This window comes from Desulfurispirillum indicum S5, from assembly GCF_000177635.2.
Classification (GTDB): Bacteria; Chrysiogenota; Chrysiogenetes; order Chrysiogenales; family Chrysiogenaceae; genus Desulfurispirillum; species Desulfurispirillum indicum.
Map to the genome: position 1 here is coordinate 1,887,274 of NC_014836.1, position 24,790 is coordinate 1,912,063.

The following is a 24,790-nucleotide window of genomic DNA, read 5'->3' on the forward strand; positions in this document are numbered from 1 at the left end:
CGGAGCACTATGATGCGACATCTCAAGGCCAGGATCTTCCCCTCCATGATTCTGCAGCAAACGACGCCTGCGCGTATCACCGGATACGCGCAGGGAAGTGCTGTAGCGCCTTGGGGTCGGATCGTCCTGGGCAGGCGCAGAGTTGCCGCGTTTCACACAGAGTATTTCACCTGAACAACAGCTATTGCAGACGGTTTCCGAAAAACATCTCCGGAAATACTGTAACGAAACGTAATAAGCATGCCAATTGATGTTGAATGTTCTTTTTGAAAAGGTGTATACTTTAGGAGTTTTTCTTATCTCCTTTCCGGGAGCGGCATACATGCCTGCTGCCCACACCTGTTGCCATCAACATGATGGAGACACGGGCACACAGGATGTGTGCCGAATCCACAACTGAAGGAGCTTCCCATTCGCTACCTTTTCATTACTGCTCTCATAGCCGGCTGTTTTCTGCAGGGTGTCGGGGCGCGTGAGTTGACCTACGCGCCCCTGCCCCTTGAAAATCCCCGTCAGGTCATGACCCAGAGCCAGCCCCTGGTCAAATACCTGGAAATGGGGATGGGCCAGGAGGTGACGGTACGCCTGCTGGCCCATCACGGACAGGTGGTCAGCGAGTTTGCCGAGGGCAACATTGACCTCGCCCTCCTGGGACCCCTGCCCGTAATGGCGCTGTGGCATATGGAGGTGGATGCCGTGCCACTGGTTTTCTTTCACGAAAGCGATGGAACCCCGGCCTACACCTGCGCCATTGCGGTCCCCTTTGACGGCCATGCCACTCTTGCTGAACTCACCGGTGAAACCGAGGGACCTTTCGCTCTGACACACCCCCTCTCCACCTGTGGGTACTTCGCCACGTACTGGCAACTGCAAAGGGCTGGTGCAGAAATATCCGCTCTTCCCCACGCCTTCCTTGGGAACCACGAAGATGTTGCCCTGGCCCTGGCCCGTGGTCACTATGCTGCCGGCGGGTTGAAAGCCACAGTTGCCAGACGCTATGCCCATATCGGAGTGCGCATTCTGGCGGAGTCTCCGCCGTTGCCCGGATTCTCACTGGTAGCCAATGCCCGCACCATGAACGCTGAGCAGATGGAGGCCATACGCCACTTACTGCTCGACATCCCCCCGGACACTCTTCACTCTTTTCTGCTCGGCCGCTTTGGCTTCAGCCCCAGTACAAGGGAGGATTTCCTGACCATGGAGCAGATGCTGCGGGAACTTGGGATGCCCATGGAGTACTACCTGGAGGTATCCCATGAGTAAACTCTCCCTGAAGCGCAGCCTGCGATTCAGTATCGTGATTTTCCTGGGAAGTCTGCTGGTGGTAACACTGTACCTGGACTATCGCCGCGACGAGGGTATTCGACACTATCTGGATATGACCACGGCAGCCCAGGACATAGCCTGGCAGGCGGCCATCAACCTTCACCGCAACAGTGTTGAAACCTATTTCACTGAATATGTCATGCGTGGGGATATTCTCGAAATTCTGCGCGCAGCCCAGGAGAGCGCCACCCGCGACCGGGCGCGCATGGAGCTGTACCGCAGCCTGTTTGCCATCAACGAACACCTGCAGAGCAAAGGCCTGCGTCAGCTGCACTTTCATCTGCCCGATGGCGAGAGCTTCCTGCGCTTTCACAAACTCGATCTCTACGGCGACAAGCTCTGGGATGTGCGCGAAGCAATCCGCATTGCCAATACCGAGCTGCGGCCTGTCTTTGGCTTTGAAACCGGTCGCATTGTTTCGGGTTTTCGCAATGTCTTTCCCATAATCACCCCTGAAGGCCAGCACCTTGGCAGCGTTGAACTCAGCATGCCCTTTGAAGCCGTGCGCCATGAGGTGGCCAGGCTCCTGCCCGAACGGGAATTCGAAATGCTCCTGTGGAGAGAGTATGTCGACTCCATCATCTTTGATGAACAGCAGCTTCTCTATGAGCCCTGGGTGGGACACCCCGAACTCATGGTGGAAGATCCTTACCGCCAGCTGCCCGACGCGCCACCCCCACTTTCAGAGGATGCTCAGCGCGTCGCGGCACTTCTCCCGGACAGCGTCGCTGCCATGAAAGTTCTGGCCAGGGGCCAGAGCAGCGCAGCGGCCATCAAGCTTGACGGACGCTACCATACGGTGACATTTACGGCCATTTACGATACCCGTCAGCGCCAGGTGGGTTATCTGGCCTCCTATGCCCCGGCCCCCCGCCTGTGCTCCTTAACCTATAATTTTTTCATCAGCCTTGGTTTTTCCACCCTGGTGCTGCTGATACTGAGCGGCGCGCTGTACTCTCTCATGAGGAGCAGGGCGATGCTGGCCCATGAAAGACGCCATCTGCAGGTCATCAACGACACCCTGGGCGAAGGACTCTATGTAATGGACTCCAGCGGCGTGATCACCAATGTCAATCAACGGGCCACGGAACTCCTGGGATATACCCGTGATGAACTGCAAGGTGCCATAGCCCATGATCTCTTCCACTGCCATAACGAGAACGGGCGCATCCCCCTTGAGAAATGCCCCATTTTCAATACGGTTCATCAGGGGGAAGAGTACGACAACAGAGAAGCCTTTCGACACTCCAGCGGGACTATTTTCACGGCGCGCGTCATCAGCCGCCCGGTAATGCATGAAGGACAGGTGGTCGGGTCGGTGACGTCCTTTGCCGATATTACGGAAAAGCTGCGCACGGAGCAGGAGCTGCGCGACAACGAGGAGCGGTTGCGGCTCACCATGGAAGCCGTTTCCATCGGCCTGTGGGATTGGAATCTGCTGGACGATCGGGTGCAGTGGGACGATGTGTGCTATGAGATGCTTGGATATGCTCCCGGCGCTTTCCCATTGCGATATGAAGACTGGCGCAGGCTGATCCATCCCGATGACGTGGACGCGGCAACCGACCAGGTACTGGAGCAACTGGAGTGCGGACGCTCCTTCGTCATCGAATTCCGCTATCGCAAAGCAGACGGAGAGTGGCTCTGGGTTCAGGGTCGGGGCAATGTGGTGCAGTGGGACGCCAATGGAGGCATTGTTCGCGTCCTGGGCACTCACACGAATATCCAGCAGCGCAAAGAAGCGGAACTGGCCCTGGCCCATTCGGAAATGCGTCAGAAAACCCTCATGCAGTCAAGCCCCGCTGTTCTGTACGCCATGCCACCTGGAAATTTCACCCAATTTACCTATATCAGCGAAAATGTGCATTCGGTGCTTGGCTATCGCCCTGCCGATATCGTTTCTGAACCTGGCTGGATGGCTGAGGTGGTCCATCCCGACGACATTGAAGGACTTCTGCAGAAAAACAGCCAGTGGCTGCGGGATGGCGCTGTCGGGCACTGCTCCCATGAATTTCGCGTAAAGACGATCGAGCACCACTCACTGTGGGATGGGCAGTGGATATGGATTGAGGACATCATGTCAGCGGTGCGCGATGAGCGAGGGCGAATTATTGAGCTGGTGGGGGCTTTCCTGGACATCAGCGACCGCGTGCAGTTTGAACAGCGCCTGAGCAAAATTGCCGGCCATGTTCCGGGAATGATCTTCCAGTATTGCCAGCTGCCCGACGGCACGTCCTATTTTCCGTACTCCAGCAACGGGATATGGGATATTTACGGCGCCGGACCGGAGGTTGTTTCCAGAAGCGCCGAGCCGGTCTTTGCCACCCTGCATCCCGACGACAGAGAGTATGTTGCCCACACCATCAGAGAGTCGGCACAGCACCTGAGCTCCTGGCAATGCGAGTACCGGGTACAGCACCCCAGCGGCAGGACACTCTGGGTTCGCGGTGAGTCGACGCCCCAGCGCGGCGCCGATGGCAGCACAATCTGGCATGGCTATATCAGTGACATTACCCGTCGCAAGGAAGCGGAACGACTCCTGGCTGATCGCGAAGAGCGCTATCGGTCCATTCTGGCGGCGCTGGCGGAAGGTATTGTGATGCAGAGCGCCAGTGGCGAGATCATCTCCTGCAATGAAGCAGCGCAGCTGCTGCTTGGCCTCTCCACAGAGCAAATGGAGGGACGCCGATCCACAGATCCCCACTGGAAGGCCATACGTGAAGATGGCACCCCCTTTCCCGGAGAAGAACACCCGGCCATGCATACGCTGCGCACAGGAGAGCCACAGCGCAATGTCATCATGGGCGTGCATCGCCCCGATGGCTCGCTGGTGTGGATTCTCATCAACTCGGAACCGCTGTATGCTGGCGGGCAGGAGGCGCCCTACGCCGTGGTGACGTCTTTTGTGGACATCACCGAACGCAAAAAATACGAGGCTATGCTGGAAGGCTTTAACGACGCGCTCTCCCAGCAGGTGGCAAAGGAGCTCAATCGCGCGTTGGAGCAGGAAACCCGTTTCCATCACCTGTTTAACGCCATTCCCGATGCGGTGGTGGCCCATGGATATGAGCCGGACGGCCTCCCCGGGCGTTTCAGTGAAGTGAACGACAATGCCTGTACGCTCTTTGGCTACACCCGTGAGCAGTTCCTGACACTGACCCCGATGAACCTGCACTGCCCCGAAGATCGGGATGGCGTACTGGCCAACGCGACCGCTCTCCATGAGCAGGGCCGCATTGAATTCGAATGCGACCTGCTCACGGCTGATGGGAGCGTCTTTGCGGCTGAAGTCACGGTACACCGCCAGGAACTTTCCGGCCGCATCATGGCGCTGACCGTTATCCGCGATATCACCGAGAAAAAATACCTTGAGCGCGAACGCCAACTGGAACAGCAGACCATGATTCAGCAGGCCAAGATGGCCGAACTCGGCAGCATGATGGGTGCCATCGCCCACCAGTGGAAGCAGCCCCTGAACAACATCGCGCTGTTGCTGCAGTTTCTTCCCGAAATGTACGAAGCCGGTGAGCTCAACCAGGAGAACATAGACGAAACCGTGCGCGATATCATGAACCTGCTCGGATTCATGTCCAATACCATTGACGATTTCCGCCAGTTCTTCAAGCCCTCCACCGAGATCACGGCCTTTGACCTGTGTCGCTGTGTCGGAGATGTTCTGGAGCTCATCAAAGGCCAGCTGAGCAAGGATTCCATAACCGTTCAGCAGGAATCCTGCTCTCCCGTCATGGTATGCGGCTACCACAGCGAATTTAAACAGGTGGTGCTCAATGTCATCAACAACGCGCGGGAAGTCATGCTGGAGAAACATGTTCAGCCGGCAATCATAGAGATTTCCTTTGAAGTGACTGCCCGCAACGCCATACTGCGTATCGCCGATCATGGGGGCGGAATTCCACAGCATCTCCTGCCCGAAAAGCTCTTTGAACCATTTGTGTCAACCAAAGGAGAGCAGGGAACAGGCATTGGCCTCTCCCTGGCGCGCAGAATCATGCTCAGGATGCATGGCTCCATTGAAGCCGGCAATACTGAAAGAGGAGCGGTATTCACCCTGATGCTGCCCTTGTGCGACCAATCTTCCAACCATCAAGGATACTGAACATGAGTGCCCACATTGTCAAAATTACCATTGCCCAACTTGAGCCGGGGATGTATGTGCATGATCTGAGCAGTGAGTGGACCGACGTCCCCTTTGGAAAACGCTTTCTGGTGACCGACCAGGGCATGGTGGAACGGATACGCGACTTTGGTATCCGTGAACTCTATGTGGATACTCTCAAGGGAAATTATCCCCAGGGAGTCTCTCACCCGCTGCCCCAGGTGGAGCAGAGACTTGATCACGAGCTGCAGCAGGTGGTCAGCGAACCGGAACCGGAACCACAGGTCAGCTACATGGAAGAAATTTCCATCGCCCGGCGGGTCCACGAGGAAGCTGCCGTCAAAGTCACCAGCATTCTCCACGATGCCCGCATGGGAAAGCGCATTGAGGCGGAACACCTTGAACCCGTGGTGGCCAACATGGCTCAGTCCATTTTCCGCAACCCCAGCGCCATGATGAGCCTTGGGCGCATCCGACATGTGGATCAGTACACCTTCGAGCACTCCGTCAGCGTAGGGACTTTTCTGATTGCTTTCGCGAAACACCTGAATTTTGACGAAAACATCATCCACCATATCGGCATGGGAGCCCTGCTGCACGACATCGGCAAGACCAGGGTTCCCGATACCATTCTCAACAAACCCGGCAAACTCAGTGATGAAGAGTTTGTGGTCATGAAACGCCACGCCCAGTACAGTGGCGAGATTCTCTCCCAGTCAAAATCCCTCTCTTCAATCGCCGTTGAAGTTGCGGTGCAGCATCACGAACGATTTGATGGCACCGGCTACCCCAAGGGCCTCAAAGGAGCACAGATCAGTCCCTATGGGCAGATGGCGGCCGTAGTGGACGTCTATGACGCCATTACTTCAGATCGCTGCTACCACAAAGGGGAGGCTCCTACGGCGGTGCTGCGCAAACTGCTGGAGTGGAGCAAGTTTCACTTCAACCCCACGGTGGTGCAGCAGTTCATCAAGTGCGTGGGGATCTACCCGTCGGGAACTCTGGTGAAGCTCAAGAACAAGCAGCTGGCCATTGTCCTGGACTCGGGGCCATCCAAAACACTGCAGCCGACCATCCGGGTTATCTTTGATACGGCTCAGCTCAAGTATGTCCGGCCCTTTACCGTGGATCTGCAATCTGATGAAGGCAAGTTCTACGGCGTGACGGGCTTTGAAGATCCTGCTGCCTGGAAAATTCGAGTGGAAGATTTTATTCCGCGCCAGTAGCGGTCATATTGCCACGGAGACGAAAAACGCTTGCCTGACAGCCCCCTCCATGATACTTCCATGGACAATACTGTTCGCGGGGGAATTATGGTTACACTTCTGCCCAGCTGCGCGCTGCATGGAATCGAAGCCCAGGCGGTTGAGATTCAGGTCTCATCATCCCAGGGCATGCTCCCTTCCATCGTCATCACCGGCCTGCCCGACACCAGTGTCAAGGAGAGCAAGGATCGCATTGATGCGGCCATCCGCAGTATCGGTGAACGTATTCCGCCCCGTCGAATCACCATCAACCTCTCTCCCGCCGACAGGAAAAAAAGCGGAACCCACTTTGACTTTGCCATCGCCGTTGCACTGCTTATGCAGACGGGCAAGATTCCCAAACAGCAGGATAACGTGAAAACCACGTTTCTCGGCGAACTGGGCCTTGATGGCAGCCTGCTGCTTGGCAGACAGGTAAACGGGCTGCTCATAGCCTGTCAGGAACTGGGAATTGAGCGGGTCTTTCTCCCCCGCAGCGCCAGCGAACACATCCACTTTGTACCGCAGATAGAGGTGCTGCTCGTGGACACGCTCTTTCACGCCCTTGAAGTACTCCGCGGCCAGGTTGCGCCTGAAGCCCTGGCCAGAGAGGAGTGTCAGGACTCCCTGCATGCTCCGGCAGATACCCGACTCGATTTCTGCCATATCCAGGGTCAGCATCTTGCCGTGCAGAGCGCGCTGATTGCGGCTGCCGGTCATCATAACCTGCTGCTGTGCGGTCCTCCCGGCATTGGCAAGAGCATGATTGCCGAAGCCCTTCCGGGTATCCTGCCGCCACTGACCTATGGGGAGTACCTTGAAGTACTCAAGGTTTATTCTGTAAGCGGCGAACACTACGCCAGCAGTCGTCCGCCCTACCGCAGCCCCCATGCGTCAACCAGTGAAGTGGCACTCATTGGCGGTGGAACCCACGCCACGCCCGGTGAAATATCCCTTGCCCACCGCGGCGTGCTGCTGCTGGATGAAATGCCGGAGTTTCGCCGCAAGAGCCTTGAGGCTCTGCGTCAGCCACTGGAAAGCGGAACCGTCCAGATTTCCCGCGCTGCCCAGAAACAGTCGTATCCAGCGGGATTTCTGCTGATAGGAACCATGAACCTGTGCCCCTGTGGCAAAAGCGGTCACGATGATGACAGCTGCACCTGTTCAGAGTATGACAAGGAGCGCTACCTGGCCAAACTCAGCGCTCCGGTGCTTGATCGCATTGACCTGCACGTTACGATGCAGCGCGAGCATGGAGCCAGGGCACACGCATCCACTGCCATCATGGCTGAACATGTGTTACTATGCCGGCAAAGACAGATGCACAGGCAACAGTGCCTGAATGGCAGACTTCAGGGAGAAGCCCTCTCGGAACACTGCCAGCTGCGCGGAGAACTCGCGCAGACGCTGCAGACCGCGGCACGCACCTATGACCTTTCCCTGCGAGGACAGGATCGGGTGCTGAGAGTGGCGCGAACCATAGCTGACCTGAGCGGCGCTCCCCATATCGACCGCTCTGCACTGTTGCAGGCTCTGCATTATCGACCCAAGGTGAAAATATGAACTCTGCTTATCCGATTCCCGGCGTCGCCGCAGTAATTTTCAACGAACGCAATGAAGTCTGCCTGGTGCAGCGCAATCAGCCTCCTTCAGCTGGGACCTGGACATTTCCCGGTGGAAAACTGGAGCTGGGTGAAGGCATTATTGAGGGACTGCAACGGGAAATACGCGAGGAGTGCAACCTGGAAATTCAGGTGCTCTCGCCTCACCAGCCCCTGTGTGTCGTTGAACGCATGGATCTGGAATGTCCGGAATTCCCCCACCATTACATTATCCTGGACTATCTGTGCGTCTATGCCGGTGGCAAACTGAAGGCTTCCAGTGACGTGTGTGATGCGCGTTGGGTTCCCTATGAGCAGATCCGCTCTTTCACATCCAACACCAAAACCCTGGACGTGGCCCAGATGGCCTGGAGGAAACTGCAGCGCCTCTAACAGCTTTGCCATAAACGGGAACAGCGAACACAAAAAAAGGCACCCTCAGTGAGGGTGCCTTGAAGTATTGCAGGAAATGAGCTCTTATTTTTGAGCGTCGGCGGCCCACTTCTCCAGCATGGCAGTGGTAACAGACTTGGGGCGCTCGATGGGGTAACCGAGGGCGCGGTCCCAGGTGATGTTGGCAAGCACGCCGATGGCGCGGCCGATACCGAAGAGCACGGTGTAGAAGTCATACTCGGTAACACCGTAGTACCACTGAATAACACCGGACTGGGCGTCAACGTTGGGCCAGGGGTTCTTGGCTTTGCCCTGCTTGGTGAGTACGCCAGGCGCTACTTTGTAGATCATGCTGACCAGCTTGAACAGGGGGTAGTCCTTCAGGCCTTCGGTGTTCAGACAGAACTCGCGCTGAGAAGTGTAGCGGGGATCCGTTTTGCGCAGTACGGCGTGTCCATATCCGGGGATAACCTGACCGCTGTTGAGGGTGTCCCACAGAGCTTTTTCGATGAGCTCTTCGGTGGGCTCGGCTCCACCCAGCTTCTCCATGAAGCCCTGGGTCCAGCGCAGTACTTCCTCGTTGGCCAGGCCGTGGAGGGGGCCAGCCAGGCCGTTGATACCGGCAGACAGTGAGTAGTAGGCGTCGGAGAGAGCGGAGGCAACCAGGTGGGTGGTGTGGGCGGATACGTTTCCTGACTCGTGGTCGGAGTGGAGGATGAAGTACATGCGGGCAACATCATCATAGGGAGCATCAACGCCCATCATGTGGGCAAAGTTTCCACCAAAGTCCAGGTCGGGATTTGATGGAATGTGCTGGTCACCCTTGTACTTCATGCGATAGATGTAAGCGCCGATAGCGGGCAGCTTGGCCAGCAGGTCCGTAGACTCTTCATACATGGGTTCCCATGCGTTCATCTTGTTGAATTTGCCGCTCTTGTAGTAGGCGGAGAATTTGGATTCACGCTGCATGGCAACAATGGCAGCCGAGAACATGGCCATGGGGTGAGAGTCGCGGGGCAGGGCGCGCAGTACATCGATAACGTACTGGGGAACCTGGGAGCGGGCCTTGAAGTCAGCAATAACCTCTTCAGCCTGCTGCGCTGTGGGAGCTTCACCGGTGAGGAGGAAATACCAGAAGGCTTCCACGGAAGGGTAACCTTTGCCAGGTACCTTGGGCAGGCAGGCGAAGGTTTCGTCGATGGTCTTTCCGCGGAAACGGATGCCTTCTTCGGGGTCAAGGTAGGAGATATCAGTTACCAGACACTTGACGGAGCGAGCACCACCAATAGCTTGTTCGATGGTAACTTCACCGATCTTTACGTCGCCGTGTTCTTTCATCAGTTTTGCGGTACGTGGACGATGCTCTTCAATTTTCTGCTTGAGCGTTTCTTTCAAACCCATAAAGGCCTCCTTGAAGTAGAATGAAATAAAATGCGGTTTTCACCTTTATAACAGCAGGGCCGCAGCCGACACTGCTTAACGAGCAACTTTACAGTCCTTGTGCTTGTGTATACAATAACGATAGTATACTCATATTCAGATGGGTTGCAAGAGATATTCGAGATTACGTTTTATTTTTTTCACAACCACCGGAAACCGCCGTCAAATAAGCTATCATGGGCATTTCAGAAGTTGCCCGGCCAACTTTACGCAAAGGAAGAACCGATGAGTATTACCAAATGGAATCCTTTACATAACCTGGTTTTTCTTTACGACAGAATGAATCTCTTCTATGAGGAGGTCAAGGAGAAATCCGGCCAGGAGCAGTGGCATTTCGAGGAACAGTGGCAACCAGTGGCGGACGTTGCCTGCACCGACAAAGAGTACGTGGTGGATATCGCCCTGCCAGGTGTGCCCTCCCAGGATATCCACCTGGAAATTGTCGACAATTCCCTCTGTGTTTCGGGAACCCGCCTGTCCCGCAGTCAACGCGACTCGGCCAGTTGTCTGCGCCTGGAGCGTGAGCACGGCGCCTTCTCCCGTGCAATCAAACTTGAGCGGGCAATATGTGAAGAGAGTGTAAGCGCTGATTACCGCGATGGCATACTGCGGGTAACCCTGCCATTTGCCGTACGCAAGAAGGTGAATATTGAAACCGGATAACGCGTTGGCGGATGGTGCATCAACGGCGATACTCATCTTAGTCGCCAGCGAGCTGGAGCTGCAGGGGTTGACCCTGACACTCCCCTCCCGGGTACAGATCGCCTGCACGGGGGTCGGCAAAATTGCCAGTGCCGTGGAAACGACGCTGCAGATCCGGCAATGGCGACCAGAATTGGTTATCTGCGCCGGCATCGGCGGCTACTACGGCAGCGCCCTGGAACTCGGCGACCTGGCCCTGATCACGCGAGAGCTGCTCATTGATGAAGGAGTCGCCACTGCTGGAGGCTTTCTTTCCATGGAGACCCTCGGCTTTCAGCGATGTACCATACACTCGCCGGCGGCAGTGCCACCGGTGTTTGACCAACTTCCCTTTGCGCAGCGCCATATCCCCGGCGCCACCGTCAGTACCGTCAGCGGCACCCAGAAAATGGCCGATGAGCGCTATGGAGCTTTTCTGCCCGCAGGCATATGTGAAAACATGGAGGGAGCCGCCGTTGCCTGGGCCTGCCAGCGGGCCGAAGTGCCATGGATTGGTATCCGCGCTCTCAGCAATTTTGTTGAAGAGCGCGATCTGGAGCGCTGGAACATCCCCCTGGCCCTGGCCAGCCTGAGCGCCTACCTTGAACTGTTTCTGCAGGAGTATTCACCCCAATGACCCCGCTGCGACTGGGCATCAGCCCCTGCCCCAATGACACCTATATCTTCTTCGCCCTCCTGCGGCACTTTCAGGATCAGTTGCCTGTGGAGGTGCATTTCCACGACATCGAGGAGCTCAACCAGCTGGCCCTTGAGGGCGCCTATGACGCGGTCAAGATCTCCTGCGCCCTGCTGGATTCCGTAAGCGCGGAATATGGCCTGCTGCGCAGCGGAGGCGCTCTGGGCCGAGGCTGCGGCCCCCTGCTGGTCAGCGCTGGCGCGAAGGCTCTTTTTCCGGGAGCCCGGGTGCTCTCGCCAGGGAGGCATACCACCGCCCAGCGACTTTTCCAGCGCTACTGCCCCCTCTCAGTCAACCTTGAATACCGGCTCTTCAGTGACATCATGGAAGCCCTTGCCGCCGGCAAAGCGGATTTCGGCATCCTGATTCACGAAAGCCGCTTCACCTATCAGGAGCATGGCCTGAGCCTGGTTCAGGATCTGGGTGTCTGGTGGGAGGAAACCACGGGAGCTCCCATCCCCCTGGGTGGCATTGTGCTGCGCCGCAGCTGTGACCCCGCGCTGGCCAGTCAGCTTGAGACGCTGATCCGCCAGAGCATCGCCTACGCCCGGAACCACCGCGCGGAGGTGCTGGATTTCTGTCGTCAGTACGCCCAGGAGATTGATGACGCGGTCATGGGCAGCCATATCGAACTCTATGTCAACCAGTACTCCCATGACATCGGCCCCGATGGCATCCGGGCCATTGCCTACCTGCTCTTTGGCGACCACACCGCCGAACCGAATTTCCTCTGGAGTCAAACATGAACATCAAGGGCGTGAACAGCGTACGCGAAGCCCTGCGCTGCGGCAGCAACATTGAAAAGATATTTCTCAGCCGTTCCCTGCCCGACATAGAAACGGCAGCCCGTGAGCACGATATCCCGATCAAAATCCTCAACCGCGACAAGATGGACAGCCAGTTCGGTCAGCATAACCAGGGTGTCGGCGCCATCGTCGGCGCTATCGCGACTCAGGACCCCCTGACGTTTCTGGTTGATGCCAGCTGCATTGTCCTGGCGGATCGCGTGCAGGACCCCGGAAACCTGGGGGCCATTATCCGCAGTGCCGCCGCCTTTGGTGCCGATGTGGTAATCACGGAACACCAGAGTGCCCCCATCAGCGATACCGTTATCAAAGCCAGCGCCGGCAATATCTACCATACCCGCGTCGGACGCGTGGTCAACGCCGCCCGCTATGTGGAAAAGGCGAAGGAAAACGGCTTCTGGACTGTCGCCCTGGATGGAGAAGGCGAATCGCTCTTCCGCCTGAAGCTTGATGGCAAAATTCTGCTGATGGTCGGCAACGAAGGCAGTGGCCTCAAGGATATTCTCCTGCGCCACGCCGACTGGCGCGCCAGCATACCCATGCGTCCCGGTGTGGAAAGCCTGAACGCTTCCGCAGCCACCGCTATCGCCCTCTACGAAATTGCCCGCCAGAACCATGGGTAATCAGTATTTGACCGATTCGCTGCTCTTTCCCTTTGTGGAGCGTTTTATGGAAGACCTGGAGCCCTCTGCTGCCAGCACAGCCATGTTCCGTACCGTGGCCAGCAACCATGGTATACCGGCTGTACGCAGCAGTGTGGCACGCCTGCTGAGCTCCCTGACAGCGCTGTCACGGCCCCGTTCCATTCTGGAAATTGGCACAGGCGCCGGATTTTCCACCCATGCCCTCATGGAGGGCGCTGACAGGAAAACCCTTGAGCGCTTTGTCACTCTGGAATTTAATCACAAGCGCCTTGAAGTTGCCCGGCAGATGGCTGAGCGACTCGGTTGGGCCAACCGGGTGCAGATGCTTCACACCAATGCCCTGGAATTCATGGCGTGTAACAGAGATGATTTTGATTTTATCTTTGTAGATGCTATAAAAAGGCACTACCCGATCTATATGGAATATATCCGCCGCCTCAAGTGGAAGGTGGCGGTGTTCGATAATGTGCTGTACCGAGGCCTCGTGTCCATGCCCAGAGCTGAGGTTTCTCCGGCCCTGCGCAGTTCGCTGCAGGGCATGGAGAATTTCCTTCGCCAGATGCTGGAGGATCCCACTGTCCAGGCAACGCTGATCCCGGCCGGCGACGGAATACTGCTGATGCAAAACCGCCACGGGCAGTTGCGGCCGGAGAACACCTAACACGCTACCAGGGGTGCTTTCACTCAACCGGGGAAACAGACTATGACTCAGAACCGACAGGAAGAATTCAGCGAAGATCTCTCCATGCGCGAAGATGTGCTGAAACAGACGGCTACCGAAAACTACATTCCCTCCGGCGACAGTCTGAGGGATTACCTGCGACGCATCAGCCGCATCACCCTGCTGACTGCGGAAGAGGAAAAGGAGCTGGCCCGCAGGATAAGCGCCGGCGACGAACAGGCGTTCCGGGTTCTGGTGGAGTCCAACCTGCGCTTTGTGGTCAAGATTGCCATGAAGTACCGCGATATCGGCATCAACCTGCTGGATCTGATCAACGAAGGCAATATCGGCCTGCTGGAAGCCGCCCGCCGCTTTGATCCCGAACGAGGCAACCGGTTTATCACCTACGCGGTCTGGTGGATCAAGCAGTCCATCATCCAGGCGATTATCTCTTCCAGCAACACCGTGCGACTGCCTGGCAAGCAGGCCCGGTTTGCCAGCAAACTCAACAGCGCGCGGCGCGAATTCGCCCGCGATCACGATGGCCGCGAACCCACCGAACAGGAACTGCGCGACGAGTATGGCCTGGATATCAGCAATATCGAGGATATCCTGCGGGCGACCCGTTCCTACATCAGTCTTGATACGCCCATCGGCGAAGATGACGAGCGCACCCTCAAGGATGTGCTGGAAAGCCCCGAGGAAAGCTCCACCGAAGAGCAGTATGTCCGGCAGAAAATATCGACGGAAATCCGCTCCATCATCGCCGAACTGGAAAGCCGCGACGCCCTGGTGGTGGATCTGCGCTTTGGCATCAGCGAAGGCATTCCCCAGACCCTTGACGAGGTGGGAACGCGCCTGGGACTCTCCAAGGAACGGGTGCGCCAGATCGAGGAACGAGCCCTGAAGCGCCTGCAACGCAAGGCCATGAATCGTAAACTCTCGGAATACCTGCACTGAAGGGTTCTCCGCAAACCGCACCATCAGGGTGCACGTGAACCAGATCCATGCACTTTCTCCTGCTGATCATCATCCTGCTCATCGCCCTCGCCCTGCCCCAGTGGTGGGCCACCAGGGTCATCGGCCGTCACAGCACAACGCGAGACGACATCCCCGGCACAGGCGGTGAACTGGCCCGTCACCTGCTCGATATCCACCGTCTCGAAGGCGTCGCGGTGGAGTCCACGGAGCGCGGCGACCACTACGACCCCGAAGCCAAAGTGGTGCGCCTGCGTGGCGAAGTCATCCATGGGCGCTCCCTCAGCGCCGTGGCCATTGCCGCCCACGAAGTCAGCCACGCCCTCCAGGACGCGTCGGGGCACCACCTGCTGCGCTGGCGCACCACTTTGGTGAAATTCACGGCCAACGCAGGGAAATTTGCCATGGGGGGCCTGCTCCTTTCGCCGGGAGTACTGGTCATGAGCCCCTCCCTTGGACGCCTGCTGATCGTGGCAGCTGTCCTCAGCATGCTTCTGCCAACGCTGGTTCACCTGATTACCCTGCCCCTGGAACTGCACGCCAGCTTTTCCGTTGCCCTGCCCACGCTGGATCGCGGCGGGTACCTGGGCAGCGCCCGCGATTTCGCGGATGTGCGCTCCATCCTGCTGGCCTGCTCACTGACCTATGTGGCGGCCTCGGCGGCCAGCCTGCTGAACGTGTGGCGCTGGTTTGCCCTGCTGCGCCGCTGACCCTTGACTTCACCGGGGTGAGTCCGTAATATTTTGTCAGTTCGGAAGCTGCTGAAGAATTCCCGTCTGTCGTTTTCAGATTTTCCCATATGTACGAAAAACCGGAGGCTCACCATGATCAGCAAGAAGATGCAAAATGCCCTGAACGAGCAGATTAAACACGAAATCTACTCTGCTCACCTCTATCTGGCCATGTCGGCCCACTGTGAATCAAACGGCCTCAAGGGCTTCGCCCACTGGCTGCAGCTGCAGTACGATGAAGAGATGATGCACGCCATGAAGTTCTATCGCTACGTGCTTGATCAGGGAGCCACGATCGCCCTGCAGGAGATTCCCGCTCCGCCTTCGAAGTTTGAGTCGGTGCTGGAGATGTTTGAAGAAGTACTCAAGCACGAGCAGTTTGTCACGGCATCCATTCATAAACTGGTGGATCTGGCCCTGGCCGAGAAGGATCACGCCACCACTATCTTCCTGCAGTGGTTTGTGACTGAGCAGGTTGAGGAGGAGGCCTCCGCCCAGGATATTATCGATCAGCTGAAGCTGGTGGGTAAAGAAAAGAGCGGTCTGTTCATGATCAACCGCGAAATGGGCACCCGCACGGCAGCGACAGCTGACGCCTGATTCCTTCCACAGTCGAGGTTGCAGGCTGTCCTTCTCTGGGGCAGCCTGAATTTTTTCGGAGTACTTCCATGGCCTACACCCACTATGTATTTGATTTCGACGGCACCCTTGTCAACTCCCTGCCCGACCTGACCGCGGCCATCAACCACGTGGCAGCCTCAGCTCAGATCGACCATCAGTACAGTCGCGAGCAGGTTGGAACCATGGTTGGCGATGGCGTGACCGTGCTGCTGCAGCGGGCCTTTCCCGATGAAGCCCACCGCATGAAGCAGCTGCGCTCCATCTTCGATGAGTACTACGCCCGCAACTGTTCCCAAGGCACGCAGATATACGAAGGGGTCGTGGAAACCCTGAGCACGCTGCATGCCCAGGGCAAGACACTGATCCTGATGACCAACAAGCCCCAGCGCTTTACTCTCCCCATGCTGCAGGATCTCGGGCTGAGAGAGTTTTTCCCGGTGGTCTACTGCGGCGATACCCTGGACTGCAAAAAGCCCGATCCAGCCGTGATGCACCACCTGCTGGCCTCACTGCAGCTCAACCCTTCCGCCGTGCTGATGGTGGGCGACAGTGCCAATGATATCCTGTGTGCCGCTGGCGCGACGGTGGACAGCGCCCTGGTAACCTATGGGTACGGCAACCTCTCGCACCTTGAAGAGCTCAGTCCCACCTATACGCTTACCCGTATCCGCGAACTTCTGTTCCTCTGATGTACGCTTCCGTCGCCATTGCCGGTTTCCGGGAGACCTACACCTACGAAATACCCCAGGACATCTCCCCGGGAACCTTCGTCAGCGTTCCCTTCGGGCGTTCAAAACGCAAGGGCGTCATTATCGGCACTTCGACCCAGTGCTCCTTCCAGGGTAGCGTCAAGGCCGTTGCCGAGATCTACCATCACCTGAAGGCCTCGGACCTGCAGATGAAACTGGCCGCCTGGCTCAGCCAGTACTATCTCTATGATGTGGGAAGCTATATCAACCTGATGGTGCCGTTCTTTGAGGATGACTTCAGCCTCTCCCCGCAGCTGCGCCTGCGGGAGGAGGTTCTGCTGCCATCCAATGCCCATCGCATGCGCGAGGTTGTGGCGCGTCTGCAGGCCGGAGAGCAGCTCTTCGCCCACCAGGTACCCGCCGATCTGCTGCGGCGCATGGTGCAGCGCTCAATTATCCGTCTCGATACTCAGTGCGCCCAGACGCCTTATGTTGCGACAGGCTACTCCAGTCGCCTGAGCCCGGAACAGCAGGCTCTCTATGAACATTGCCTGGAGTCCAAAAAGCAGATCCTGCTGCAGGGGGTGACCGGCAGTGGCAAGACGGAGATCTACCTCTCCCTGATGGACCATGTACTGGCCCAGGGGCGGGGGGTCATCTATCTGGTGCCGGAGATCAACCTGACCCCCACTCTGGAAAAGCGATTGAAAGAGCTGTTTGGGCAACGGGTGGCGCTGATTCACTCCCAGGTCAGCTCCCGCGTCAAACTGGAGCAGTACAAGAAGATGCAGCGGGGCGATATCACCATTGTGGTTGGTGCCCGCAGCGCCATCTTCGCCCCGGTGCCCAACCTGGGGCTGATTATCGTGGATGAGGAGCACGATGGCTCCTACTACCAGACCGAGACCCCCGTTTACCACGGCCGTGATGTGGCCATGGTGCGTGGACAACTTGAAGGGGCACGGGTTATTCTCGGCAGCGCCACGCCCTCTTTCGAAAGCTATCACAATGCCCTGAACGGCAAGTATGAGCTGCTGAGGCTGGATGTGCGTTACCAGGGAGTTCTGCCTGAAGTGCACCTGACCCCCAATCCTCCGTCGCCCCACGATCCCCTGTCACAGAAGCTGCACGATGAACTGCAGGCGCATCTGGCGGCGGGCCATCAGGCCATTGTGCTGCTGAACCGCCGTGGCTTTGCTCCCTATGCCGTCTGCACTGGCTGCCAGCAAACCCTGCGCTGCCCCCATTGCGATATCCCCCTGACTTACCATAAAGCCTATGGCAAACTGGTCTGTCACTCCTGCCAGTATGCCTGCGCTTTTCCATTGTCCAGGCCACACTGCACCAATGCCGAGATTCAGCTGAAGGGATTTGGCACCGAGAAACTGGAAGAGGGCCTGGAGCAGGGTTTTGCCAGCTATGGCGTGCTGCGTATGGATCGCGACAGTGCCGGCCGGCGCTCCAGGGCGGAGGCCCTGCTGAACAAATTCAGCGCCGGCAGCCACCGATTACTGGTGGGAACCCAGATGGTGGCTAAAGGACACCACTTTCCCGACGTGGAGCTGGTGGGCATTGTGGGTATTGACAATATGATCAACCTGCCCGACTTTCGCTGCGGTGAGCGGGTTTTCCAGCTGCTGATGCAGGTGGCCGGGCGGGCGGGCCGCAATGAGCGCCAGCGCGGCCACGTGTATATCCAGACTGACTGCCCGGAGTTCCCTGCGATTCAGCATGTGCTGAATCGCGATCAGGATACCTTTTACCGCCAGGAGCTGGAGGAACGCAGCCAGATGGGCTATCCACCCTATACTCGAATGGCGCTGATGGCCATTTCCGGCAGCCAGCGCGAAGTGGTGCAGCAGTCCATCGAGAGCCTGGCCGCCGCTGTCGCTACCCGTGGCGTTCAGACCATGGGGCCGGCGCCCTTTCTGGTGGAAATGACCCGGAAACGCTATCAATGGAAACTGATTCTGAAGAGCCCTTCGTCAAAAACCCTTCACATTGCCCTTTGCAAGGCGCTGGAGCACTCATTACCCTCATCGGTTCATCTCAAACTGTACGTTGATCCGGTGGGAGTGTTATGATGCGCTGCCATAATGAATCAGAAAAGGAGTCCGCTATGTTCATGGAAACTCTGCGCAGTCGCCGCAGCATACGCAAATTCACCCCTGCAGCCGTGGAAAAGGACAAAATCGACCTGATTATGGAAGCCGCCCTGCGCGCTCCCTCTTCCCGCGGAAAACAGCCATGGCAATTCTACTGTGTACAGAACAAAGCCATTATCGACAAACTCTCCCGTTCCAAAGAGCACGGGGCTGCCTTTCTCGCCGGTGCCCCTCTGGCGGTGGTGATCTGCGCTGACCCATCCATCAGCGATGTCTGGATTGAGGATACCTCCATCGCCGCTATCTGCATTCAGCTGGCGGCACAGTCGATCGGACTCGGCAGCACCTGGGTGCAGATCCGCGAACGCTTCGGCGCCGACAAGGTTCCTTCCGAAGAGCTCGCGCGCGCGGCGGCGGGTATTCCGGAAAACCTGAAGGTCACCTGCATCATCGGCATCGGGTACCCCGCTGAAACTCCCGCACCCTGGCCCTTCAGCGCCTTGCCAGCCTCCAAGGTTCAGTACCTCTGAGCGCCTGCACACGTGCAGGCTCCGGAAAAAAACCAGGGAAAACTAAAACAATGTTTTAATCCTGCGTCAATACTGCTTGCCTGATGCCCCCATTCATACTATTCTGAAATCCGGGCGGCATTACTGGCAAGGGCGTCTCTTTTGCCGTGCCATGTTCGCCGCCTGGCTCATGGACGGTGACTCAAGGTGGCCGGTGAGTGCGATAGCCTCTGTATCTCAGAAAATCCTCAAGAGGGGGAATCACCCTTGTCTTTTCACCTTCTGGACAAAAGCGTAAACGTTATCAGCATTATCTTTGACGCCTATACGGGGCAAATCCTCAGCGCCAACCCGGCAGCCTGCCAGTTCTGTGGCTACAGCAGCCAGCAGATGCTGCAGTTGACCGTCGCCCAGACCCCCCTGCTGCCCCAGGACCAGATTCTGCCCCTTATCGAACGTACGCTCTATGGTGAGCCTTTCTACTGCCTGCTGAGTCTTGATGCCCTTGATGGCAAACAGGATGTGACCCTCTATTCCATCAAGACGCTGTGGAAGGGCCGGGCTGCTATCCGCGTCATCGCCATAGACGTCAGCCTTTCCCTCAAACGTGAAAAACGGCTGCTGCTTTACGGCAGCGCCTTTGCCAACACCGGTGAGGCCATTGTCATCGCCGATCGCCATGGGCGTATTGAAGAAATTAACCCGGCGTTTACGCAAATCAGCGGATACCAGCAACACGAAGTCATCGGCTCCAACATGCGCATGTTGCAGTCAGGTCGCCATGACGCAGCATTTTACCGTCAGATCTGGTCGTCGATAGAGGAATATGGCACCTGGCATGGTGAGGTGTGGAACCGCCGCAAAAGTGGTGAGATATACCCTGTATGGCTTTCCATCGCCCGTATCAGCGATGCAGAGACGGGCGGCACTCACTATGTGGGAATCATGCATGATCTCAGCGAGCTGACAAAAACCCGCCAGCAGCTGGAGTATCAGGGGCTTTATGACGGTCTGACCGGCCTGCCCAACAAGGTTCTCTTCATGCAGCATATCAACCAGGCCATCCCCCGCGCCAATTTCGGCAGCGTGGGTTTCTCACTGCTGTGTATACATGTGGATAACTACAAGGATATCTGCAATCGCGGAGGAACAGAGATGGGAGATCTCTTCCTGCAGTCCTTCAGCCTGCGCCTGCAGAAGTATTTTTCCGCTCCGGCGATCATGGGACGCATTCGCACCAATACGCTGGCACTGCTGCTGCCGGTGATGGAGAACCACTGGGATGTGATGGGGGCCATGCGCATTATCTTTACCTGTGCTTCCCAGCCCGTTGGACTGGGAGAGGGGCGCTTCAGCTCTACGGTCAGCGTTGGCGTCACCGACTACCCTGGTGGAGGAGAAAACGGCTCAGCTCTTATGCGCAACGCGTTAATGGCCATGCACAAGGTGCAGGAAGAGTGCGCTGACAATGGCTACCTGCACTATAGCCATCGCATGCGCCGTGAGATCCTTGAACAGGCTGCCCTGAAGTCTGCTCTGGCCAGTGCCGTGCAAAATCAGGAGCTTGAGATTTTCTACCAGCCCAAGGTCTGCCTGAATACGGGCACCATTTCCGGGGTGGAGGCATTACTGCGCTGGCGCAAAGCTGACGGCAGCTTTATTTCACCAGCTGAGTTTATTCCCGTAGCTGAGCGCAGCGATCTGATTCTGGAGATTGGTGCCTGGGTGCTGAAGTCCGCCTGTCGCCAGCTGAAAAAGTGGCATGACGAGGGTCACGGGCACCTGAGCGTAGCCATCAATCTTTCAGGCAAACAGTTTCACGACGAGCAGCTCCCTGCCATGATCGGGGATATTCTCCGCGAAACCGCTCTACCGCCACAATCCCTGAACCTGGAAATTACCGAGAACATCCTCATAGATAACGTGGAGAATGCCATCCGCATCATGGAGCAGATTTCCGCCATGGGGGTGCACCTGTCCATTGACGACTTCGGTCGCGGCTACTCCTCGCTTACCTATCTCAAGCGCTTTCCCATCAACGTACTCAAGGTGGATCAGTCATTTGTGCGGGATCTGCCCCATGGACACAAGGACGTTGCCATCGCCATGTCGATCATCTCCCTGGGCAGTCGCCTGAATCTGAAAGTGGTGGCGGAAGGGGTGGAGACACCGGAGCAGCTTGCCTTCATGCAGCAGCATAAGTGCACGGAAATGCAGGGATTTCTCTTCAGCAAAGCCATAGACGCCGAGGAGCTGGGGGCAATGCTGCGCAGTGGCAAACACCTCTCCTGCGCCTATCGCCCCTGAAGCACCACGCTGACCCGATCTCGCAGACGGGGCAGCAATTGCGCTTCAAACCAGGGATTCTGGCGGAGCCAGCGATGGTTGCGCGGGCTGGGGTGGGGCAGGGCAATCAGGTGCGGCCACCGCTCCTGCCAGTTTGCCACGGCTGCTGTCACGGAATCCGGCCGGGGCAACATGTGATACTCCTGGGCATACTTGCCGATGACCAGGGTAAGTTGAATATGAGGCAGCAAAGACAGCAGAGCCGCGCGCCAGGTGGCAGCGCACTGTGGCCGCGGTGGCAGATCGCCGTGGGGACCGGTGCCGGGATAACAGAAGCCCATAGGCACAATGGCTATGCGACGTTCATCGTAAAAAACCTCACGCGCTACCCCCATCCACTGACGTAAGCGATCCCCGCTGGCATCATCAAAGGGGATTCCGGAAGCATGGACCCGGCGACCCGGTGCCTGTCCCGCGATCAGAATGGACGCATCACGGTGGACCTGCACCACCGGACGGGCACCAAGGGGCAGATAGGGTTCGCAAAGGGTGCAGCGGCGAATATCCACCAGAAGTGCATCAAGATTCACGTTTTCCACAGAATCTCCCTACGCCTGAGCATTTTCCTCTCCCTGCCTGGTACAGTACATTTCAGCGCGCTCCACCAGCAAGGGGAATAGTGAACGACAGGAGCATATAATCGCGATTCCCCCGAAGCACGATTCCACCCCCATAGGTGATGGAGTAGTAGGTGCCTTCAAGGCTGCCCCCCAGGCGATATCCGGCACCAATGCCCACGGGCACACCAATGAGCCGGTCGAGGAAGACGCCCGTCTCCAGCAGAGCCGAATACTCCTCCTCGTTGAAAAAGCGGCAGCGCCGGTCATCCACCTCCCGCTCCCTTCGCCTGTCCCAGCAGATGCGCTCACCGTCCTCGTTGCGCTGACGTTCAAAATTTTCGGCATCACTGCTGTTGGAAAAGAAGGTCACGCGGGGTTCCACCGATGCGTAGAAGAGCGGATCAGGTAACTTTGACAGCATCAGCCAGACCCCGCCAAGCTCAAAACCCAAGGGATCCCGCCCCCCAAAGGGTTCGTGCTCGTAAATCATGTTCAGCTGCAGCCCGACAAGCAGTCCCGGTCCAGAGCTTTCACGGGTTTGCGCTGTGGAAGGCTGTGTCAGTGCGGAAAACATCAGTACCACAAAGACCAGTCGCATGACGCGCCTGATCACAATTGATTTTTGCCCAAACACCATCATCTCCAGAACCTGTTTGGTGGATTTACAAGAAAAGTTGCACAGAAAGCCACCGTACGCCAATCATGCAACAACAGCCGTGCCACAGCGCGAACATTCCGTGGGCTGGCACCTCCATGCTTCTGCGCGGCACCGATTCTGGAAAAGAATAAAAGCCGAAACAATGAAAAGCAAAACTTAAATTTGACACTTTTCGTCAGACTGCGCGCTGATGGGGCTCAATGACACAATCAGGTGAGAACCATAACTGACTACGCTGGTCCCGATCTTCCCGGCCACCCAGGAAACATTCAGGGCTAAGGAATCAGGATTCTCTGCACAGGACGTTTGCCGGGGAGGATTGGGGCTCCAGGCACCTGAGGATATCCTGGGGCGAGCGGTGACACGCACGGCACACATCCAGCACCTCCAGAAAGTCAAGATTCCGATCGCCATTTTCGTATTTGGCCACAAAGCTCTGGGGCTTGCCCAGCCGCACAGCTAATTGTGCCTGGGTAAGCTCGGCATCCAGGCGCATCTGTTTCAGGGCCTGTCGAAGAACATGATACTGGGGGTTCCACGTATTTCTTTTCATCAGAAAATTATAGGGGGTATTGAGGCATATCCCATTTTAGGATATATTGTATTTTACAAAACGAAAATTTGGTGAAATACCATGCGCCATACCGCATCAGATCAGAGAGAAAAATAGACCACTCCAGAGTGTTACAGAATTTTAACCAGACAAAAGAAAGCATTTTCCTGCAGCATTCTGTCTGAAAATGAGAAAAGAATTGGCCCATGATATCAGGGGAAACAAACAACAGTCGATTGCGCAAGTATCTGCCAGAGCATGCATGGCAAGCTCTGGGCCGTTTCTTCAGCAAAGGAAAGCAGCGTATCCGAGAGCGCAACCACGCCCTTGCGGGCCTCCTGGAAGCCCTCCCCGAGGCGTCCTTTGCCTACATTGCCCAAAACTGCCATAAGCCGGGAAATCTTGTGGCCATCAACGGTCCGGCCTGTGAACTTTTCGCCAGTTCACAGGAGCAGCTTCTGTCCCTCAGTCCTCTTGACTTGTGCCATCCGCACTACTCGGCGCGTTTCCATGTAGATATCACTGAGTGCCCATGCGCCACACGCGATTTCGAAGCCGAATTGCGACGTGCCGACGGCAACAGCTTCCGGGGAGCTGTTCGCATACGACGCATCCGCATGGATGGACAATCCATCGCGATTGCCATAGTGAAAACCCTCCATGACAGCGTTCCGTGGGAACAGCAGCAAGGAGTTCTCCAGCAAAGCAAAATGGCACAGATCGGCAGCATGATGGGCGCTGTTGCCCATCAGTGGAAACAGCCCCTGAATAATCTGGCGATTCTCGCGCAGTGCCTGCCCAGGGACGCAGAGCGCGTCAGCTGGGATGGCAGAAGCATTGAAAGCACTGTCGCCGATATCCTGAAACACGTAGAATTCATGAACAGAACCCTCGACGACTTTCGTGATTTTTTCAGGCCGCAGGCCCAAAGCGAATATTTTGAAGTCGGGGAAAGTATCACCGCAGTCATAGCACTTATGCGTGAGCAGCTGCGCTACGATGATGTAGATGTATTACTGGAGCCCAGCCAGCCGTTTCACGTTGCCGGAGTGCGCAACCACTTCCAGCAGGTTATTCTGAATATCCTCAACAATGCCCGCCAGGCATTCCTGGAAAGGGGAATTCCTGCCAGACGTCGGATCACCGTGAGTATCAACTCAGGTGAGCAGCATGCGCTGATCACCCTGCGCGATAACGCCGGTGGCATTCCCCGCCATCTCCTTCCCGATGCCCTCTTTCAGCCCTATGTGACCACCAAGGAACATGACGGGACCGGCATCGGACTCTCCCTGAGCCGCACGATCATTGAGCAGATGGGCGGCACCATCAGTGCCTGCAACAGTGGACATGGCGCCTGCTTTCACCTGCGACTGCCACTTCGCCGGAAAGATGCTGCGGAGCTGTCAGCCTCAACCCTCTTCCGGTGACAC

22 protein-coding genes are annotated in these 24,790 nt (G+C 57.0%); 18 read left to right on the forward strand and 4 right to left on the reverse strand.

What is annotated here, in order from left to right:
* The first annotated feature begins 381 nt into the window (after positions 1-381).
* The 5 genes from SELIN_RS08910 (at position 382) to SELIN_RS08930 (ending at position 8,681) form a co-directional block, all read left to right on the forward strand.
* Positions 382-1,263, forward strand: coding sequence for a PhnD/SsuA/transferrin family substrate-binding protein (locus tag SELIN_RS08910; protein WP_013506334.1), 882 nt, complete (start codon positions 382-384; stop codon positions 1,261-1,263).
* Positions 1,256-5,443 (forward strand): PAS domain S-box protein, encoded by a 4,188-nt coding sequence (locus SELIN_RS08915; protein ID WP_013506335.1) that lies wholly within the window; start codon positions 1,256-1,258, stop codon positions 5,441-5,443. The genes SELIN_RS08910 and SELIN_RS08915 overlap by 8 nt, the downstream gene beginning before the upstream one ends.
* A gap of 2 nt (positions 5,444-5,445) precedes the next feature.
* On the forward strand, positions 5,446-6,669 hold the full coding sequence (locus tag SELIN_RS08920; RefSeq protein ID WP_013506336.1) for a cyclic di-GMP phosphodiesterase: 1,224 nt from the start codon (positions 5,446-5,448) through the stop codon (positions 6,667-6,669).
* A gap of 87 nt (positions 6,670-6,756) precedes the next feature.
* Positions 6,757-8,250 (forward strand): YifB family Mg chelatase-like AAA ATPase, encoded by a 1,494-nt coding sequence (locus tag SELIN_RS08925; RefSeq protein WP_013506337.1) that lies wholly within the window; start codon positions 6,757-6,759, stop codon positions 8,248-8,250.
* Positions 8,247-8,681 carry an NUDIX hydrolase gene (locus SELIN_RS08930; RefSeq protein WP_013506338.1) on the forward strand — a complete coding sequence of 145 codons (435 nt, stop codon included), beginning with the start codon at positions 8,247-8,249 and terminating at the stop codon, positions 8,679-8,681. Before SELIN_RS08925 ends, SELIN_RS08930 begins: the two co-directional genes overlap by 4 nt.
* A gap of 84 nt (positions 8,682-8,765) precedes the next feature.
* On the opposite strand, the gene SELIN_RS08935 is transcribed toward SELIN_RS08930, so the two are convergent.
* On the reverse strand, positions 8,766-10,082 hold the full coding sequence (locus SELIN_RS08935; protein WP_013506339.1) for a citrate (Si)-synthase: 1,317 nt from the start codon (positions 10,080-10,082) through the stop codon (positions 8,766-8,768).
* Positions 10,083-10,346: 264 nt separating this feature from the next.
* Between SELIN_RS08935 and SELIN_RS08940 the strand changes: the two genes are divergently transcribed.
* From SELIN_RS08940 to SELIN_RS08995, 12 genes are all read left to right on the forward strand, one after another.
* Positions 10,347-10,784, forward strand: a complete 438-nt coding sequence (locus SELIN_RS08940) for an Hsp20/alpha crystallin family protein (protein WP_013506340.1) — start codon at positions 10,347-10,349, stop codon at positions 10,782-10,784.
* Positions 10,771-11,439: a futalosine hydrolase gene (gene mqnB / locus SELIN_RS08945; protein WP_013506341.1), complete on the forward strand. Its 669-nt coding sequence runs from the start codon at positions 10,771-10,773 to the stop codon at positions 11,437-11,439. Before SELIN_RS08940 ends, mqnB begins: the two co-directional genes overlap by 14 nt.
* Positions 11,436-12,245 (forward strand): 1,4-dihydroxy-6-naphtoate synthase, encoded by an 810-nt coding sequence (locus SELIN_RS08950; protein WP_013506342.1) that lies wholly within the window; start codon positions 11,436-11,438, stop codon positions 12,243-12,245. Before mqnB ends, SELIN_RS08950 begins: the two co-directional genes overlap by 4 nt.
* Positions 12,242-12,928 (forward strand): 23S rRNA (guanosine(2251)-2'-O)-methyltransferase RlmB, encoded by a 687-nt coding sequence (rlmB, locus tag SELIN_RS08955; protein ID WP_013506343.1) that lies wholly within the window; start codon positions 12,242-12,244, stop codon positions 12,926-12,928. The genes SELIN_RS08950 and rlmB overlap by 4 nt, the downstream gene beginning before the upstream one ends.
* Complete coding sequence (locus SELIN_RS14075) at positions 12,921-13,610, forward strand: O-methyltransferase (protein WP_013506344.1); 690 nt, start codon at positions 12,921-12,923, stop codon at positions 13,608-13,610. Before rlmB ends, SELIN_RS14075 begins: the two co-directional genes overlap by 8 nt.
* A gap of 42 nt (positions 13,611-13,652) precedes the next feature.
* Positions 13,653-14,570, forward strand: a complete 918-nt coding sequence (locus SELIN_RS08965; RefSeq protein ID WP_013506345.1) for a sigma-70 family RNA polymerase sigma factor — start codon at positions 13,653-13,655, stop codon at positions 14,568-14,570.
* A gap of 47 nt (positions 14,571-14,617) precedes the next feature.
* The gene (locus tag SELIN_RS08970; protein WP_013506346.1) at positions 14,618-15,298 is read left to right on the forward strand and encodes a zinc metallopeptidase; all 681 of its coding nucleotides are present in this window, start codon (positions 14,618-14,620) and stop codon (positions 15,296-15,298) included.
* Positions 15,299-15,412: 114 nt separating this feature from the next.
* Positions 15,413-15,919 carry a ferritin gene (locus SELIN_RS08975; protein ID WP_013506347.1) on the forward strand — a complete coding sequence of 169 codons (507 nt, stop codon included), beginning with the start codon at positions 15,413-15,415 and terminating at the stop codon, positions 15,917-15,919.
* Positions 15,920-15,987: 68 nt separating this feature from the next.
* Positions 15,988-16,629, forward strand: a complete 642-nt coding sequence (locus SELIN_RS08980; protein WP_013506348.1) for an HAD-IA family hydrolase — start codon at positions 15,988-15,990, stop codon at positions 16,627-16,629.
* Positions 16,629-18,713 (forward strand): replication restart helicase PriA, encoded by a 2,085-nt coding sequence (gene priA, locus SELIN_RS08985; RefSeq protein ID WP_013506349.1) that lies wholly within the window; start codon positions 16,629-16,631, stop codon positions 18,711-18,713. Before SELIN_RS08980 ends, priA begins: the two co-directional genes overlap by 1 nt.
* Before the next feature lie 35 nt (positions 18,714-18,748).
* Positions 18,749-19,264 (forward strand): nitroreductase family protein, encoded by a 516-nt coding sequence (locus SELIN_RS08990; RefSeq protein WP_013506350.1) that lies wholly within the window; start codon positions 18,749-18,751, stop codon positions 19,262-19,264.
* Positions 19,265-19,510: 246 nt separating this feature from the next.
* The gene (locus SELIN_RS08995; RefSeq protein ID WP_013506351.1) at positions 19,511-21,550 is read left to right on the forward strand and encodes a sensor domain-containing protein; all 2,040 of its coding nucleotides are present in this window, start codon (positions 19,511-19,513) and stop codon (positions 21,548-21,550) included.
* Here SELIN_RS08995 and SELIN_RS09000 read toward each other — a convergent pair.
* The 3 genes from SELIN_RS09000 to SELIN_RS09010 form a co-directional block, all read right to left on the reverse strand.
* On the reverse strand, positions 21,538-22,128 hold the full coding sequence (locus tag SELIN_RS09000) for a uracil-DNA glycosylase family protein (protein ID WP_013506352.1): 591 nt from the start codon (positions 22,126-22,128) through the stop codon (positions 21,538-21,540). The genes SELIN_RS08995 and SELIN_RS09000 overlap by 13 nt on opposite strands.
* Before the next feature lie 52 nt (positions 22,129-22,180).
* Positions 22,181-22,747 (reverse strand): hypothetical protein, encoded by a 567-nt coding sequence (locus SELIN_RS09005; RefSeq protein ID WP_013506353.1) that lies wholly within the window; start codon positions 22,745-22,747, stop codon positions 22,181-22,183.
* 343 nt (positions 22,748-23,090) lie between these two features.
* A complete protein-coding gene (locus SELIN_RS09010; protein WP_013506354.1) occupies positions 23,091-23,360 on the reverse strand; it encodes a helix-turn-helix transcriptional regulator in 270 nt (89 codons plus the stop codon).
* A 206-nt stretch (positions 23,361-23,566) separates the two neighbouring features.
* Here SELIN_RS09010 and SELIN_RS09015 point away from each other — a divergent pair, with 206 nt between their 5' ends.
* The gene (locus tag SELIN_RS09015; protein ID WP_013506355.1) at positions 23,567-24,787 is read left to right on the forward strand and encodes a PAS domain-containing sensor histidine kinase; all 1,221 of its coding nucleotides are present in this window, start codon (positions 23,567-23,569) and stop codon (positions 24,785-24,787) included.
* Positions 24,788-24,790 lie beyond the last annotated feature (3 nt).

Bases quoted from the DNA above. Each gene is read 5' to 3' on its own strand.
- SELIN_RS08915 (WP_013506335.1), top strand. From the start codon at position 1,256: ATGAGTAAACTCTCCCTGAAGCGCAGCCTGCGATTCAGTATCGTGATT.
- SELIN_RS08920 (WP_013506336.1), top strand. From the start codon at position 5,446: ATGAGTGCCCACATTGTCAAAATTACCATTGCCCAACTTGAGCCGGGG.
- SELIN_RS08925 (WP_013506337.1), top strand. From the start codon at position 6,757: ATGGTTACACTTCTGCCCAGCTGCGCGCTGCATGGAATCGAAGCCCAG.
- SELIN_RS08930 (WP_013506338.1), top strand. From the start codon at position 8,247: ATGAACTCTGCTTATCCGATTCCCGGCGTCGCCGCAGTAATTTTCAAC.
- SELIN_RS08935 (WP_013506339.1), bottom strand. From the start codon at position 10,082: ATGGGTTTGAAAGAAACGCTCAAGCAGAAAATTGAAGAGCATCGTCCA.
- SELIN_RS08940 (WP_013506340.1), top strand. From the start codon at position 10,347: ATGAGTATTACCAAATGGAATCCTTTACATAACCTGGTTTTTCTTTAC.
- SELIN_RS08950 (WP_013506342.1), top strand. From the start codon at position 11,436: ATGACCCCGCTGCGACTGGGCATCAGCCCCTGCCCCAATGACACCTAT.
- rlmB (WP_013506343.1), top strand. From the start codon at position 12,242: ATGAACATCAAGGGCGTGAACAGCGTACGCGAAGCCCTGCGCTGCGGC.
- SELIN_RS14075 (WP_013506344.1), top strand. From the start codon at position 12,921: ATGGGTAATCAGTATTTGACCGATTCGCTGCTCTTTCCCTTTGTGGAG.
- SELIN_RS08965 (WP_013506345.1), top strand. From the start codon at position 13,653: ATGACTCAGAACCGACAGGAAGAATTCAGCGAAGATCTCTCCATGCGC.
- SELIN_RS08970 (WP_013506346.1), top strand. From the start codon at position 14,618: ATGCACTTTCTCCTGCTGATCATCATCCTGCTCATCGCCCTCGCCCTG.
- SELIN_RS08975 (WP_013506347.1), top strand. From the start codon at position 15,413: ATGATCAGCAAGAAGATGCAAAATGCCCTGAACGAGCAGATTAAACAC.
- SELIN_RS08980 (WP_013506348.1), top strand. From the start codon at position 15,988: ATGGCCTACACCCACTATGTATTTGATTTCGACGGCACCCTTGTCAAC.
- priA (WP_013506349.1), top strand. From the start codon at position 16,629: ATGTACGCTTCCGTCGCCATTGCCGGTTTCCGGGAGACCTACACCTAC.
- SELIN_RS08990 (WP_013506350.1), top strand. From the start codon at position 18,749: ATGTTCATGGAAACTCTGCGCAGTCGCCGCAGCATACGCAAATTCACC.
- SELIN_RS09005 (WP_013506353.1), bottom strand. From the start codon at position 22,747: ATGCGACTGGTCTTTGTGGTACTGATGTTTTCCGCACTGACACAGCCT.
- SELIN_RS09010 (WP_013506354.1), bottom strand. From the start codon at position 23,360: ATGAAAAGAAATACGTGGAACCCCCAGTATCATGTTCTTCGACAGGCC.
- SELIN_RS09015 (WP_013506355.1), top strand. From the start codon at position 23,567: ATGATATCAGGGGAAACAAACAACAGTCGATTGCGCAAGTATCTGCCA.